Below are 15,023 nucleotides of genomic sequence, written 5' to 3' on the forward strand. Positions count from 1 at the left end.
GAAGAGACGATCATCGTCTCTTCTTTTCATATTAAAGCACACTTATGCAAATTCGTAAACGGTAACATGAAAAACATTTATTTTATTCCCTATTTTAAGATCCTTTTCCACTATTGAGCAAAATAAAGAAGATAGATGCGCTTAGTTAAATGGAATATATAATCATAGATCAATGCTATTTGCTCTTCCCTTTTTGTATAATAGAGCAAAAAAGCCCTCTCATTCGTTTGAGAGGGCTTTTTTTAGAACTTACGTTGACTAATATCTAAACGATTGACTGCCCGTTTTAAGGCAATTTCAGCACGCTTAACATCAACGTCATCTTGTTTGCTATCAAGGCGCATTTCAGCGCGCTTTTTCGCTTCTTCTGCACGAGCTATGTCAATCTCTTCAGCTGTTTCAGCAGCCTGTGCAAGAATTGTTACTTTGTCAGGTCTTACTTCAAGAAATCCTCCGCTAACAGCCACAAGTTCTGTACTGCTTGCTTTCTTCAAGCGGACGGCTCCAATTTGTAAAGGAGCAACCATCGGAATATGGCCATGTAAAATACCAAGCTCACCACTCTGTGCTCGGGTACTTACCATTTCCACTTCTGATTCGTAAACTGGGCCATCAGGAGTCACTACACTGACATGGATTGTCTTCATTTAAAAAACCTCCTATGTCCCTTAAATTAAACTTCTACTCCCATACGTTTCGCATTTTCAATAACTTCTTCAATGCGACCAACTAAACGGAACGCATCTTCAGGTAAATGATCGTATTTACCTTCCAAGATCTCTTTAAATCCTTTAACAGTTTCTTTTACAGGAACATAAGAACCTTTTTGACCTGTAAATTGTTCTGCTACGTGGAAGTTTTGAGACAAGAAGAATTGAACGCGACGAGCACGTTGTACAACAAGTTTATCTTCATCAGATAACTCATCCATACCTAGGATTGCAATGATATCTTGTAACTCTTTATAACGCTGTAACGTTTGTTGAACTTGACGCGCAATTGCATAGTGCTCTTCTCCAACAATTTCAGGAGATAAAGCGCGAGATGTAGATGCTAATGGATCTACCGCAGGGTAAATACCCATCTCTGATAATTTACGCTCTAAGTTTGTTGTTGCATCTAAGTGAGCAAATGTTGTCGCTGGAGCTGGATCCGTATAGTCATCGGCTGGTACGTAAATCGCTTGAATCGATGTTACAGAACCTACGCTTGTTGACGTGATACGCTCTTGAAGCTGACCCATTTCTGTCGCTAATGTTGGCTGATAACCTACTGCTGATGGCATACGGCCAAGTAATGCTGATACTTCTGAACCCGCTTGTGTGAAACGGAAGATATTATCAATAAAGAATAATACGTCTTGACCTTGTTCGTCACGGAAGTATTCTGCCATTGTTAATCCTGTTAATGCAACACGTTGACGTGCACCAGGTGGCTCATTCATTTGTCCAAATACCATAGCCGTCTTCTTAATAACACCAGAATCTGTCATTTCATGGTATAAGTCATTACCTTCACGCGTACGCTCACCTACACCAGCGAATACTGAAATACCGCCGTGCTCTTGAGCAATGTTATTGATTAATTCTTGAATCAATACTGTTTTACCTACACCGGCACCACCGAATAGACCGATTTTTCCACCTTTAATGTAAGGAGCTAATAAGTCTACTACTTTAATACCTGTTTCAAGAATTTCAGCTTGTGTAGATAGATTTTCGAACTTTGGTGCTTGACGGTGGATTGGATCACGACGTGCACCTGCATCGATTGGGGCGTCTAAGTCGATTTTTTCACCTAATACGTTAAATACACGACCTAACGTAACGTCACCAACTGGTACTGAGATTGCTGCACCTGTATCTTCTACTTCTAATCCACGAACTAAGCCGTCAGTGGATGACATTGCTACTGTACGAACTGTGTTATCACCTAAGTGAATCGCAACTTCTAATGTTAATTCGATTGCAACTTCACTTGCACTGCTCGGTTTATGTGAAATTTTAAGGGCGTTATAAATTGCCGGAAGGTGTCCGTTGTCAAACTTTACGTCTACAACTGGACCCATGATTTGAGTAACGCGTCCTTTTGTCATCGTGTTCCCTCCTAACTTGCTTTTCCATTAAACTTTCTATTCTAACGCTGCCGCTCCGCCAACAATTTCCGTAATTTCCTGGGTAATTGCCGCTTGACGTGCACGGTTATATGACAATGTAAGATTATTGATAAGATCTTTTGCGTTGTCTGTTGCACTTTTCATCGCTGTCATACGAGCAGCATGCTCACTTGCTTTTCCATCAAGTAGGCCGCCGTAAATTAAACTCTCTGCATACTGAGGAAGTAATACTTCTAAAATCTCTTCTTGTGATGGTTCAAATTCATAACCAACAAGTTTACCAGAAGGTTGAAGATCTGTTAGAGGCAATAGCTTCTTCTCCGTCACTTCTTGTGAAATCGTATTGATAAAGTGATTGTAGTATAAGTAAAGTTCATCAAACGTACCGTCTGCAAACATTTGAACTGTTTGTGAAGCGATTCCTTGAATGTCAGCAAAAGCTGGCTGATCTGCTAAGCCTGTGATTTCAAGCAAAACCGGAATGCCGCGTTTCACGAAGAAATCTCTCCCTACTCGTCCAATTGCAATCACACCGTATTCATCAGGTGATTGATGGCGTTCTTCAATAGCTTGAGATACTTTCCGCAAAATATTACTGTTATATGCTCCTGCTAGACCGCGATCTGAAGTGATTACGATGTAACCAGTCTTCTTCACACTGCGCGCAGTTAGCATTGGATGTGAAGCGCCTCTGCTGCCTAGGGCTACGCTTGAGACTACTTCTTGAATTTTTTCCATGTATGGAACAAACGATTTTGCATTTTGTTCCGCTCTATTCAGCTTTGCAGCTGAAACCATTTCCATTGCTTTCGTAATCTGGCTCGTTTTTTTCGTCGATGTGATTCGAGTTTGTATATCACGTAATGATGCCAAAGGTTTCACCACCTTGTTTTAGAAGATCACGTGGTATGAAAGGTGAACAAATGTTCACCTTCACCTTATTGAAAGATTGTCTTAACATACCATGCTGACAATATATTATTCAGATGCAATAAATGTTTTCTTGAATTCTTCAAGTGCTGATTCGAATACGCCAGCTTCAGGAAGTCCACCAGTTGTACGGATTGATTCAAGTACTTCTTTACGGTTTGACTCTAACCATGTTAAGTACTCGTCTTCAAAGCGCGTAATATCTGATACCGGAACGTCATCTAAGAAGCCTTTTGTTAATGCGTAAAGCACAGCTACTTGTTTTTCTACGCGAAGCGGTTTGTGTAAACCTTGTTTTAAGATTTCAACTGTACGCGCTCCTCGATTTAATTTTGCTTGAGTTGCTTGGTCAAGATCAGAACCGAACTGAGCAAACGATTCAAGCTCACGATAAGATGCAAGGTCTAGACGCAGTGTACCTGCTACCTTTTTCATCGCTTTAATTTGTGCAGATCCCCCTACACGTGATACAGAAAGACCAGCATTAATCGCAGGACGCACGCCTGAGAAGAATAGATCTGACTGTAAGAAAATTTGTCCGTCTGTAATCGAAATTACGTTCGTTGGGATATAAGCAGATACGTCTCCTGCTTGCGTTTCAATAAATGGAAGAGCTGTTAATGAACCTCCACCTTTTGCGTCCGATAACTTTGCCGCACGCTCTAATAAACGAGAGTGCAGGTAGAATACATCCCCTGGATACGCTTCACGACCTGGAGGACGGCGTAATAGTAATGAAAGTTCACGATAAGCTGATGCTTGTTTTGTTAAGTCATCGTAAATAACAAGTACGTGCTTACCGTTATACATAAACTCTTCACCCATTGTTACCCCAGCATATGGCGCTAAGAATAATAGTGGAGCTGGTTGTGAAGCTGATGCTGTTACAACGATTGTGTAATCTAGAGCACCGTGTTTACGTAATGTCTCTACTACGTTACGAACTGTTGATTCTTTTTGGCCAATCGCTACATAGATACATACCATATCTTGATCTTTTTGGTTTAAGATTGTATCGATTGCTACCGATGTTTTACCCGTTTGACGGTCACCGATAATTAACTCACGCTGTCCACGACCGATCGGCACAAGTGCGTCAATCGCCTTGATACCTGTTTGAAGCGGCTCATGTACTGATTTACGATCCATAACGCCAGGTGCAGCACCTTCAATTGGACGTGTTTTTGTTGTTTCTACTGGGCCTAAGCCGTCTACTGGCTGACCTAATGAGTTAACAACACGACCGATTAACTGCTCCCCTACTGGAACTTCCATGATGCGTCCTGTACGGCGAACTTCGTCACCTTCACGAATTTCCGTATATGGTCCTAAAATAATGATACCTACATTGTTTTCTTCTAAGTTTTGTGCCATTCCCATGACACCATTTGAAAATTCAACCAGTTCTCCAGCCATGACATTGTCGAGGCCATGAGCACGTGCGATACCGTCCCCAACTTGGATAACAGTACCTACATCACTCACTTTAATCTCAGACTGATAGTTTTCAATTTGCTGCTTGATCAGCGCACTAATTTCTTCAGCTTTGATGCTCATGAATTTCACCCCTATCTACGATCTGTGTGCAAGAAGTCCTCGGTGGATCGTTTCTAATTTGCTGCTAATGCTGCCATCATAGATACGATTACCAATGCGAAGCTTCACGCCGCCGATTAGGCTTTTATCTACTATATTTGAAATATTTAACGTATGTTTTCCAACTTTAGAAGCAAATGATTGTGAGATTGCTCTTTTCTCATCTGCACTTAAAGGTTTGACAGAATAAACAGTTGCATCTGCCACGCCACGTACTTCGTTCGCTAGGAAACGATACTCTTTTACCATCTCGCTAACAATTTGAATGCGGTGACGCTCTAATAATAGAAGAACCGTATGTTGAACAGTTGGTGAAAGTTCAGCAAATGCCTCACTTACAAACTGTTTTTTTCGCTCAATTGTAATTTTTGGATGAGTTAATACATCCATTAATTCAGGTGTTTTAGCAAACACCTCTTCAACGATTTGTAGCTGGTCTTGCATTTCATCGATCATCTGTTTTTCTGTTGCTAATTGAAAAAGAGCTAGTGCATAGCGCTTGGCTACAGCTGGTTGACTCATCGTACATCCCCTACTTCTTGGATATATTCATGAATTAACTTCTCTTGATCTTGTTCAGAAAGTTCTTTTTCAATAACTTTCGACGCAATTAAAACAGATAATGAAGCAACTTGCTCACGTAACGCAGCAACTGCTTGATCTTTTTGCTGTTCGATTTCTTGTTTTGCTGCAGCTTTTAGACGCTCAGACTCTTCGCGTGCTGCGGCAATGATTTCTTCTTTTTTATCTTCTGCAGACTTTCTAGCGTTTTCCATCATTACTTGCACTTCTTGACGAGATTGCTTTAAGATTTCACGCTGCTCTTCAACAAGCTTCTTCGCTTCCTCATTTTGCTTTTCTGCTTCATCAATCTCACCGGCAATATGCTCTTCACGTTTTTTCATGATTCCCATTACAGGACCAAACGCGAATTTTTGAAGTAACGCAAGTAGGATAAGGAACATCACTAATTGGAAAAGAATATCTCCACCATTAATGCCTGCTGCTCCTAACACAAACATGTTCGACACGGCCATGTTCACTCCCTTCAGAGACTCCACATATATAATTTACTTATTAAAGACATAAAGTAATGGCGAAGGTTCTTTTGAATGATCTTCGCCACATGTAACACATTATTATTTACCTTGTACCATGAATGCAATAACTACGGCGATAATTGGAAGCGCCTCAACTAAGGCAACCCCAACGAACATCATTGAAGTTAATGTACCACGTGCTTCTGGTTGGCGAGCTGTGCCTTCAATCGTCTTAGAAACGATAAGACCGTTACCAATACCAGCACCTAGTGCCGCTAAACCAATCGCAATTGCAGATGCTATTAAACCCATTTTATAAAGTCCTCCCTTAATATATATGATTTTGTTTAACTAAGTTTTGTTTTGTCCAAATTGGGTATTACTTGAACAAAGCTTTATAAATTAATGGTCGCTACTCACTTTGTGAGATAAATAAACCATCGTTAACATTGTGAAAATGAAGGCCTGAATTGCGCCTACAAAAATACTGAATCCTTGCCATAAAAGCATTGGAATAGCAGCTCCAATTGTACCTAGGAAGCCTGTTGTTGCTAAACCAGCTAGCAAGCTTAACAAAATTTCCCCAGCATAAATATTACCGTAAAGACGAAGGCCAAGCGTTAACGTATTGGCAAACTCCTCGATAATCTTAAGCGGGAATAAAAATGCCATTGGCTTGAAGTAATCTTTCGTGTATGCAGAGAACCCTCGCATTTTAATACCATAGTAATGTGATAGTACAACTACCATAACGGCTAACGTCAGCGTAATTGCTGGATCAGCGGTTGGCGATTTCCACCATAAGTTATGGTCAATCACGATGGCAAATGGAAGACCCAACATATTTGACACAAAAATGTACATAAGTAAAGTTACACCTAGCGTCAAAAAGCGGCCACCTGTTTTCCAATCCATATTGCTATTAACGAGTCCTTTAACAAAATCTAAGACCCATTCAATAAAGTTTTGTGCACCGCTTGGCTTCATAGCAAGAGTACGAGTACATAAAACTGCAATTAAGAATACAATAACAGAAGCTACGGTAACCATAAGCAAGTTACTTTGACTAAAAGTAAGGCCTAGAAACTCTATAGTTGGTGATTCATGACCCAACTGTGTTCACCTCTCTTTCTATCTTCTACGCATATTTTGAACAACTAAATCTATGATAATGACAACGTAATACGTCATTAATCCCACAACTACACTAATAATATGAAAGGTTTTTGGATAAGAGATGGTAATCACAACTGCGAGAGCAGCTGTTGCAAATCTTACAACAGTCCCAATTGAACGGGGCTTTTTCCCCTCATCCAACGCCTGTCCAAACTGCTCAAACTTTCTTACTAAGTTCCACAAATTATACAAACTCAGGGCGGTTCCTAAAATTAAACCTGCAAAAACAGCCTTATAACTTGTAAATCCCCAGCCGAGAACGTATAATGCTAACAAATACAATATGTATGAACGAAGTCTTGGAAAAACGTGCTGCAAATCCTGCATGAATTATTAATCTCCTGAAAAAAAATGGTGGACTGTCCGCAGCATCATAAAAACACCTGCTGCTAGCCCTGAAAGAAGGCCTAAAATCAAAAATAGTGGTTCGGTGTCAAGCCATTGATCAGCCCATCTTCCAGAGAATAAGCCAATTAAGACTGAACCTGCTAACTGTGATAGAATGATTGACACTAATGCCATCGCTTGCAAAGGATGACGGTTGCGATCTTTCATAAGCTCATACCCCTTTTGCAAAATTTTCTTTTTTCCGAATTCTCTATCGTTTTTATAGCTCAATATATGATAGAAAGGCAAAAAAAATTGCTAAAAAAGGTAAAAACAGCTAATAAAATACACAGAAATATCAACGGTTTTCACAGGTTGAAAACCTTATCATTTATATTCCCTGTAAGCATACAATAGCGTATATTTAATGTCAATGTGTTTAAGCTAAAAACTTCACAATCTCTTCTTATTGTTCACATTTCTGCCACACATAAAACCTCTTCAAATGAAAACATTTAAAGAGGTTCATTCAATCGTTATTGTACTGTTTACAACATGCTCTTGTCCATGCTTTTTCACAAATGCAAATATTTGGTACGCTCCCGGTACAAGCGATTCATCGATCGTTATTTTCCGTTTTCTCATGCCTCTTTCTACATCAACGTCAACATCTAAATACGATATAAACTGTAAAGACTGCTTATCAAAAAGAGCAACGCCTAACTCATCTGCTCCTTCAGGCAAAAACAGTTCATAACTATACGTATTTTTCTCTTTTTCCGCTGCTACTTGCAATCCCATGACACGGGGATAATCTGGAATGCTAACCATGTACATATAAGGAAGCGAAAATGTTTCACGTGAATCATTTATTTCCAAATATCCGTCATATATACCTTTATTTTTAAAACGGGGCTGCACCGATAAAGTGACAGCTATTTCTTTTGTCTGATGGGGCTGCACGGTGACAGGTAATGGAACATCCCAATTCACTCCTTCATCCCTTTTCGGAACGTTCAAGCGATACGTTTTTGCTTTATCAGACTGGTTATCAATTTTAAATGATAAGACTTTCTTTGATGGGCGCGTAAAAATACCGAAAGATAAAGAAGATGGATAAAATAAAGAGTCTGCTGTGACAGCTTTTGCTATTTGAATTCTCCCGGCTCCTTGTTCATATACGTGATACGTTTTACCATTTAGCTGCTGCATTACTTTACTTGTGTTCATCAATGAAGCTTTGACTTGTTCAGGAGACCAGTTCGGGTGAGCTTGTAAAATAAGAGCGCACGCTCCAGCTACATGGGGCGCAGCCATACTTGTTCCATGCATGCGTTCATATCCCCCAGGAACTGTACTATTAATGAAGTAACCAGGTGCGACGACATCCGGCTTGATTCCCCAAGTAGTCGTTACAGGTCCTCTTGAACTGAAAGATGTGAGCAAGTCTTGCACCACTTGCTTGCCAGTGCGTAAGTATGGCTGTTGAGACTGAATGTATTGATTAATGGTATCACCGTTTTTTTTACTTACCCATATCACTGGAATATTTACTGATTCTTGTAGTTTACCGATCATGTTTTTTTCAGTCGGACTATATAAAATAACGGCTTTTGCTCCTGCCTGTTCAGCTTGTTTAATCTTTTTTTCAACCACATTTCCTTCTGCTTTTAGCAAAATGACGTTACCCAACGCATGCTTTTGCTCTTTGAAGTATTCTTCATTTATTACACGCAGCGTTTGATTAAACGTCCATGGACGAGACCCTTCTACTGGCGCCATCATAATTTTTTCTTTGTTAAATCCAATTGTTAGAAATTGAACTGTTGTCGGGGAAACAGAAGCGCCAACCGAAATAGCTTTTCCCGCTGTACCTGGAGAGCCCACGGTCCATAAACCTGGACCTGAATTGCCGCTGGATGTAACCGTTACAATTCCTTTTTCAACAGCTCGATCTAACGCTAAGCTTGTTGGTAAATCAGGGCCATTCACATCATTTCCTAATGATAAATTAATAATATCTACATCATCTTGAATTGCTTTTTCGATAGCTAGAATAACACTTTCAGACGTTCCAGCTCCACCAGGTCCAAGAGCTCGGTATGCGTAGATCTCCGCCTGAGGTGCTACACCTTTAATATTTCCATTTGCTGCAATAATACCAGCTACATGAGTGCCATGCAGAGTAGGCTCTCCTTGCTCCCGAGTGGTTTCCATCGGCTCATAATCTTTATCTATTACATCATACCCTCCCCTGTAGGTTTGTTTTAAATCCGGATGAGAATAATCAACACCCGTATCGATGACGCCTACTTTGATCCCTTWTCCTGTTAAGCGCTGATTATGAGTATCAAATAAGCCTCTTACCTGTTCTGAGCCAATGAAGGTTACACTATTTTCTTCTGCAGCCTGGTAGTTTTTAATAGAATGTGAACCAATAATAGAAGGATTATGAGATAGTTTTTCCAAATCCGAGATGGAGCCGTTTAATGAAAGTCCTGTAAATACTGTGTGAAATTCGCTCTTAATCTTTATATTAGGATAATTTTTTTGTAGCTGACTTTTAAATTCCGCGAATTTTTCTTTTTCAACCATGACAATTATTGATTTTTCCTGATGATTCATTTCTTGTTTTATAGAAGGAAATGTCGGATTGAGCGACATTTGCCCTCCCCCGCTCCCTAATATAAAGCTAAGCATTAACCATTTAATCCACATAAAAAAACACCTCTCACACTATCGTGTCTCAAAGAGACACTTTTCATGTGAAAGGTGTTTAGAAATCTTACGAAAGCGGATTAAAAGCTTCCGGTCTGTTTTCACGGCGGTTGAAATAGTAGCTAATAGCATCACAAATACGTTTAGAAGCTAAGCCATCTCCGTAAGGATTCGATGCTTGTGACATTTGCTTATATACGTCTTCATCTATTAACAGCTCTTTTGCTAGCGTATAAATTGTTTCTTCTTCCGTTCCTGCTAGTTTGAGCGTTCCTGCTTCAATTCCTTCCGGTCGCTCTGTTGTATCACGAAGTACCAATACAGGTACGCCTAATGAAGGAGCTTCTTCTTGAACACCGCCCGAATCTGTCAAAATAATATGAGCGCGCTCAGCGAAGTTATGGAAGTCAATTACATCTAACGGTTCAATTAAATGAATGCGTGGGTCATTTCCTAAGATATCGTTTGCTGTTTCTCTAACTACCGGATTCAAATGAACAGGATACACAACTTGCACATCTTCATGTTCATCCACAATACGTTTAACCGCACGGAACATGTTTTTCATTGGTTCGCCTAAATTTTCGCGGCGATGCGCCGTTAATAAAATAAGACGATCATCTCCCAATTTCGTTAACACTTCATGCTCATATGTCTCTTTTACTGTCGTTTTTAACGCATCGATAGCTGTGTTTCCAGTCACAAAGATTCGCTCTTCTTTTTTATTCTCTGCTTGCAAATTAGCTGCAGACTTATCTGTCGGAGCAAAGTGCAAATCAGCAAGAACGCCTGTAAGCTGACGGTTCATTTCTTCCGGATATGGAGAATATTTATTCCATGTGCGCAAACCTGCTTCAACATGTCCCACCTGAATTTGATTATAAAAAGCTGCTAGTCCGGCAATAAACGTCGTAGTTGTATCGCCGTGTACAAGTACGATGTCCGGCTTTACTTTTTTCATTACGTCGTCCAAACCTTCTAATCCTCTGGTCGTTACGTCCATAAGAGTTTGGCGATCTTTCATAATGTTAAGGTCATAGTCAGGCTGAATGTCAAAAATGCTCAATACTTGGTCTAACATTTCACGGTGCTGAGCCGTTACCGTCACAATCGCTTCGAACTCCTTAGGTCGCTTTTTAAGCTCTAGCACTAGAGGGGCCATTTTAATTGCTTCTGGTCTTGTCCCGAATATCGTCATTACTTTAATTGGCTGCTTCATGTTCATCACCCGAATCTACAAATTATTTTGTACCGAATAAACGATCCCCTGCATCACCTAAACCTGGAACAATATATCCATGGTCATTTAATTTTTCATCTAATGCCGCAATGTAAATATCTACGTCAGGGTGTGCTTCTTTTACGATTTCCACGCCTTCAGGAGCAGCAATTAAACACATAAATTTAATGTTTTTAGCGCCTCTTTTTTTAAGAGAGTTGATTGCTTCTACAGCTGACCCTCCTGTTGCAAGCATAGGATCTACTACAATAAAGTCACGCTCTTCTACATCATTAGGCAGCTTTACATAATATTCAACAGGCTGTAATGTTTCTGGATCACGATATAAGCCAACGTGTCCAACTTTAGCAGCTGGCATTAGTTTTAAAAATCCATCTACCATGCCGATACCAGCACGAAGAATTGGAACGATACCAAGCTTTTTCCCTGCAATAACTTTTGACTTTGTTTTGCAAACCGGTGTTTCAATTTCAACGTCTTCTAGCGGTAAATCACGTGTCGCTTCAAAAGCCATTAAGCTTGCCACTTCATCAACTAATTCACGAAACTCTTTCGTTCCCGTTTTTACATCGCGTATGTAAGTTAATTTGTGTTGAATAAGCGGGTGATCAAATACGTATACTTTGCCCATTGATATCTCTCCTTATATATAAAGATGTACACATTAAAATACCATTCAACGAATTGAATGGTACGTACTAGTAAAAACATATCTCTTGCTAATTAAATTTATACATTGCATTCATTTTACAGAAAAAAGTTTTTGAGTTCAAGCATTATTCAAAAAATGATTGAATTGCTACCACTTTCTCCATAAAAAAACAGGCACAAAGGCCTGTCTCTCTTATAGTGATTTATACATTTCAAACTTGCTTGTTAAAGCTTCAACGCGTGTTTTAGCTTCAGCTAGCTTTTCTTCATCTTCAATATTTTTAAGCGTTAATCCGATGATAGAAGCAATTTCATCCATCTCTTCTAAGCCAAATCCGCGAGTTGTAACCGCAGCTGTACCAATACGGATACCGCTTGTTACAAATGGGCTTTGCTCATCGTAAGGAATTGTATTTTTGTTTGTTGTAATACCTACATCATCAAGTGCTTTTTCAGCTACTTTACCTGTCAAATTCATTGAACTTACGTCGATTAACACAAGGTGATTGTCTGTTCCTTCAGATACAAGAGCAAATCCTTCTTTCTTTAATCCTTCTGCTAAACGATTAGCATTGTCGATGATATTTTGAGCATAGTGCTTAAATTCATCTTGTAATGCTTCACCAAATGCTACTGCTTTTGCAGCGATAACGTGCATCAATGGACCACCTTGAATACCAGGGAAGATTGACTTATCAATCTTTTTCGCAAATTCTTCTTTACATAAAATCATACCGCCGCGTGGTCCGCGCAGTGTTTTATGTGTTGTAGTTGTAACGAAATGAGCATGTGGCACAGGATTTTGATGAAGTCCTGCAGCTACTAGACCAGCAATGTGAGCCATGTCTACCATTAAATAAGCGCCTACTTCATCAGCGATTTCACGGAAACGCTTGAAGTCGATTGCGCGTGGATATGCGCTTGCACCAGCCACAATTAATTTTGGTTTATGTGTACGAGCTTTTTCTAATACATCATCGTAGTTAATGCGATGTGTTTCACGATCTACGCCATATTCGATGAAATTGTACTGAACACCACTAAAGTTAACAGGACTTCCGTGCGTTAAGTGACCGCCGTGCGATAAATTCATACCAAGTACTGTGTCTCCAGCCTCTAAAACTGTGAAATATACAGCCATGTTTGCTTGTGCACCTGAGTGAGGTTGAACATTCACGTGCTCTGCTCCGAAAATTTCTTTTGCACGATCACGAGCTAAGTCTTCTACTACGTCTACGTGTTCACAACCGCCGTAGTAACGTTTAGCTGGATAGCCTTCAGCATATTTATTTGTTAAAACTGAACCTTGTGCTTCCATTACCGCTGTTGTTACAAAGTTTTCTGAAGCAATTAGCTCAATCTTAGTACGTTGTCTTTGTAATTCATCCTTGATCGCATTATAAACTGCTGGATCTTGTTGCATTAGTTGTTTCTCCATCAAAATCCTCTCCTCATTTCGTATTCGCAATGTTCGTTATTTGTTGATTCAACTACATTGTAACATGATTTATTTAGAATAAAAAAGAAAAAATGTGTATTATTTTAATATATTTAATTACGAAAGTTCGTAAAACGCTCTCATTCCACCAATTAGTTTTGGACGCGTCTTTGCTAAAGTAACATGAGCGTGTCCAACTGCGTTTAACTTACAACGAACGGGTACTGCGACATGCTTTAAATGCATACCAATGAATGTATCTCCAATATCAATACCGGCATCAGCTTTAATAAACTCTACCAAAACAGGATCTTTAAGCTGGCCATAGGCCTGTGTAGCCATCGCTCCGCCTGCTTTATGAATAGGCACAACACTAACCATTTCTAAACGCTCTTTGCGAGCTAATTCTCTTTCTACTACCAGTGCTCGATTGAGATGTTCACAGCATTGAAATGCTAAGTGAACACCCGTCTTTTTTCGAAAATCTGATAGTGCATCAAAAATCATTTCTGCGACTTCCATTGCGCCTGCGGTTCCTATTTTTTCACCAATTACCTCGCTTGTACTGCATCCAATGACAAGTGTATGTTCTGAAGACAACTGCACTTGTGCTAAAAAATCAGATAAAACTGTTTCCAACTGCTCTTTCCATTTCGTAAGTTCAGACACGTTTTTCTTCCTTTCTTTCATTGAATACGTTCACATTATACAGTTAATGTTGCATCACTTTGCTGCTCATACTGTTTAATTTTATTCACGCGATTTTCATGTCGGCCGCCTTCAAATTCTGTCATTAACCAAATTTTCGCAATTTCACGTGCAAGTCCCGGCCCAATGACACGTTCACCCATTGCCAAAATGTTGCTATCATTATGTTCTCTTGTCGCTTTTGCACTGAACGTATCATGCACTAGAGCACAGCGAATTCCTTTTACTTTATTAGCTGCTATACTCATACCGATGCCTGTTCCACAAATAAGAATGCCTCGGCTTACTTCTTGGCTCGCCACTTTTTGAGCAACGGGAAGTGCATAATCCGGATAGTCTACGGACGCTGTGCATTCACACCCTAAATCCACATATTCAATATTTAATTCTTCCATTAAAGAGATAATTTCCTGTCGCAAATTTATACCGCCGTGGTCAGATGCAATAGCTACTTTCATCTTTGTTTCCTCCTCATACGTACCTTCGTCTTATATTAAATTTCTGTTCATTTTAAGTCAGCAAAAATTTATGGGACCTTTTATAATTTGTCGACTATTTTGTTAATCATACGCTCTAACTCTTCTAAAGTCTGTTCGTACGTCTGTAATGATCCGCCAAACGGATCAGATACTTCACCTTGCTCGTCGGCAAATTCTTTTAGCGTAAATAATTTATCACTTACGTATGGAGCTTGGTTCAAAATCAGCATTTTATGCTGCTCCGTCATCGTAAAAATATAAGTAGCCCACATCAATTGTTCTTCCGTTAATGCTGCCGAAGCATGAGAACAAGCTATGCCTTTCTGGTGAAGGGCAACTTGTGCATGAACAGAAGCTTCACTTCCATTTGAAGCGAATACGCCTGCAGACTTCACGTTTATTCCATCTATCTCTTTAGCTTTGAGCAACGCTTCTGCCATAGGGCTGCGGCACGTGTTTCCTGTACATACAAATAAGATGTTTTTCAAGATACATCCTCCCTTGCTTTCACTATGTTCGACTATGTTGATATTCCACCCTATTGTATCTCTATTGCCTGCATAAATCCAGTTAGCTTTTTCGGGTATTTTTTATCCATTATCGC

The 15,023-nt window shown here is 39.7% G+C and carries 17 protein-coding genes; all 17 read right to left on the reverse strand.

Annotated features, from left to right (window positions below):
- Positions 1–242 precede the first annotated feature (242 nt).
- Positions 243–647: a F0F1 ATP synthase subunit epsilon gene (locus AC1DRF_RS08465; RefSeq protein WP_013085460.1), complete on the reverse strand. Its 405-nt coding sequence runs from the start codon at positions 645–647 to the stop codon at positions 243–245.
- A 26-nt stretch (positions 648–673) separates the two neighbouring features.
- Positions 674–2,095: a F0F1 ATP synthase subunit beta gene (gene atpD, locus AC1DRF_RS08470; RefSeq protein WP_013059799.1), complete on the reverse strand. Its 1,422-nt coding sequence runs from the start codon at positions 2,093–2,095 to the stop codon at positions 674–676.
- A 36-nt stretch (positions 2,096–2,131) separates the two neighbouring features.
- Positions 2,132–2,989, reverse strand: coding sequence for a F0F1 ATP synthase subunit gamma (locus AC1DRF_RS08475; protein ID WP_013059800.1), 858 nt, complete (start codon positions 2,987–2,989; stop codon positions 2,132–2,134).
- Between the two features lie 105 nt (positions 2,990–3,094).
- The gene (gene atpA / locus AC1DRF_RS08480) at positions 3,095–4,603 is read right to left on the reverse strand and encodes a F0F1 ATP synthase subunit alpha (RefSeq protein ID WP_013085461.1); all 1,509 of its coding nucleotides are present in this window, start codon (positions 4,601–4,603) and stop codon (positions 3,095–3,097) included.
- 15 nt (positions 4,604–4,618) lie between these two features.
- A complete protein-coding gene (locus AC1DRF_RS08485; protein WP_013059802.1) occupies positions 4,619–5,164 on the reverse strand; it encodes a F0F1 ATP synthase subunit delta in 546 nt (181 codons plus the stop codon).
- Positions 5,161–5,679, reverse strand: a complete 519-nt coding sequence (locus AC1DRF_RS08490) for a F0F1 ATP synthase subunit B (protein WP_013085463.1) — start codon at positions 5,677–5,679, stop codon at positions 5,161–5,163. Before AC1DRF_RS08490 ends, AC1DRF_RS08485 begins: the two co-directional genes overlap by 4 nt.
- A 102-nt stretch (positions 5,680–5,781) precedes the next feature.
- Positions 5,782–5,994, reverse strand: coding sequence for a F0F1 ATP synthase subunit C (gene atpE, locus AC1DRF_RS08495; protein ID WP_013059804.1), 213 nt, complete (start codon positions 5,992–5,994; stop codon positions 5,782–5,784).
- 90 nt (positions 5,995–6,084) lie between these two features.
- Positions 6,085–6,795 carry a F0F1 ATP synthase subunit A gene (gene atpB / locus AC1DRF_RS08500; protein ID WP_013059805.1) on the reverse strand — a complete coding sequence of 237 codons (711 nt, stop codon included), beginning with the start codon at positions 6,793–6,795 and terminating at the stop codon, positions 6,085–6,087.
- An 18-nt stretch (positions 6,796–6,813) separates the two neighbouring features.
- Positions 6,814–7,185 (reverse strand): ATP synthase subunit I, encoded by a 372-nt coding sequence (locus AC1DRF_RS08505; RefSeq protein WP_013059806.1) that lies wholly within the window; start codon positions 7,183–7,185, stop codon positions 6,814–6,816.
- A 6-nt stretch (positions 7,186–7,191) separates the two neighbouring features.
- On the reverse strand, positions 7,192–7,413 hold the full coding sequence (locus AC1DRF_RS08510; RefSeq protein ID WP_013085464.1) for an AtpZ/AtpI family protein: 222 nt from the start codon (positions 7,411–7,413) through the stop codon (positions 7,192–7,194).
- Positions 7,414–7,710: 297 nt separating this feature from the next.
- Entirely contained in the window at positions 7,711–9,903 is a 2,193-nt protein-coding gene (locus tag AC1DRF_RS08515; RefSeq protein ID WP_477740583.1) for a S8 family serine peptidase, read from the reverse strand.
- Positions 9,904–9,970: 67 nt separating this feature from the next.
- Positions 9,971–11,122 (reverse strand): non-hydrolyzing UDP-N-acetylglucosamine 2-epimerase, encoded by a 1,152-nt coding sequence (wecB, locus tag AC1DRF_RS08520; RefSeq protein ID WP_230184034.1) that lies wholly within the window; start codon positions 11,120–11,122, stop codon positions 9,971–9,973.
- A gap of 22 nt (positions 11,123–11,144) precedes the next feature.
- A complete protein-coding gene (gene upp, locus AC1DRF_RS08525; protein ID WP_013059810.1) occupies positions 11,145–11,774 on the reverse strand; it encodes a uracil phosphoribosyltransferase in 630 nt (209 codons plus the stop codon).
- Positions 11,775–11,987: 213 nt separating this feature from the next.
- Entirely contained in the window at positions 11,988–13,232 is a 1,245-nt protein-coding gene (locus tag AC1DRF_RS08530) for a serine hydroxymethyltransferase (protein WP_013059811.1), read from the reverse strand.
- Between the two features lie 117 nt (positions 13,233–13,349).
- A complete protein-coding gene (locus AC1DRF_RS08535) occupies positions 13,350–13,901 on the reverse strand; it encodes a TIGR01440 family protein (RefSeq protein WP_372482335.1) in 552 nt (183 codons plus the stop codon).
- Between the two features lie 35 nt (positions 13,902–13,936).
- Positions 13,937–14,398: a ribose 5-phosphate isomerase B gene (gene rpiB, locus AC1DRF_RS08540; RefSeq protein ID WP_013085468.1), complete on the reverse strand. Its 462-nt coding sequence runs from the start codon at positions 14,396–14,398 to the stop codon at positions 13,937–13,939.
- Between the two features lie 80 nt (positions 14,399–14,478).
- Positions 14,479–14,907 carry a low molecular weight protein arginine phosphatase gene (locus AC1DRF_RS08545; RefSeq protein WP_025752493.1) on the reverse strand — a complete coding sequence of 143 codons (429 nt, stop codon included), beginning with the start codon at positions 14,905–14,907 and terminating at the stop codon, positions 14,479–14,481.
- Positions 14,908–15,023: the final 116 nt, after the last annotated feature.

The sequence above is a fragment of the Priestia sp. P5_B4 genome (assembly GCF_056400385.1).

Excerpts from the sequence above, each read along its gene's own strand:
- AC1DRF_RS08465 (WP_013085460.1), bottom strand. The coding sequence starts at position 647 with ATGAAGACAATCCATGTCAGTGTAGTGACTCCTGATGGCCCAGTTTAC.
- atpD (WP_013059799.1), bottom strand. The coding sequence starts at position 2,095 with ATGACAAAAGGACGCGTTACTCAAATCATGGGTCCAGTTGTAGACGTA.
- atpA (WP_013085461.1), bottom strand. The coding sequence starts at position 4,603 with ATGAGCATCAAAGCTGAAGAAATTAGTGCGCTGATCAAGCAGCAAATT.
- AC1DRF_RS08485 (WP_013059802.1), bottom strand. The coding sequence starts at position 5,164 with ATGAGTCAACCAGCTGTAGCCAAGCGCTATGCACTAGCTCTTTTTCAA.
- AC1DRF_RS08490 (WP_013085463.1), bottom strand. The coding sequence starts at position 5,679 with ATGGCCGTGTCGAACATGTTTGTGTTAGGAGCAGCAGGCATTAATGGT.
- atpE (WP_013059804.1), bottom strand. The coding sequence starts at position 5,994 with ATGGGTTTAATAGCATCTGCAATTGCGATTGGTTTAGCGGCACTAGGT.
- AC1DRF_RS08505 (WP_013059806.1), bottom strand. The coding sequence starts at position 7,185 with ATGCAGGATTTGCAGCACGTTTTTCCAAGACTTCGTTCATACATATTG.
- AC1DRF_RS08510 (WP_013085464.1), bottom strand. The coding sequence starts at position 7,413 with ATGAAAGATCGCAACCGTCATCCTTTGCAAGCGATGGCATTAGTGTCA.
- wecB (WP_230184034.1), bottom strand. The coding sequence starts at position 11,122 with ATGAAGCAGCCAATTAAAGTAATGACGATATTCGGGACAAGACCAGAA.
- upp (WP_013059810.1), bottom strand. The coding sequence starts at position 11,774 with ATGGGCAAAGTATACGTATTTGATCACCCGCTTATTCAACACAAATTA.
- AC1DRF_RS08530 (WP_013059811.1), bottom strand. The coding sequence starts at position 13,232 with ATGGAGAAACAACTAATGCAACAAGATCCAGCAGTTTATAATGCGATC.
- rpiB (WP_013085468.1), bottom strand. The coding sequence starts at position 14,398 with ATGAAAGTAGCTATTGCATCTGACCACGGCGGTATAAATTTGCGACAG.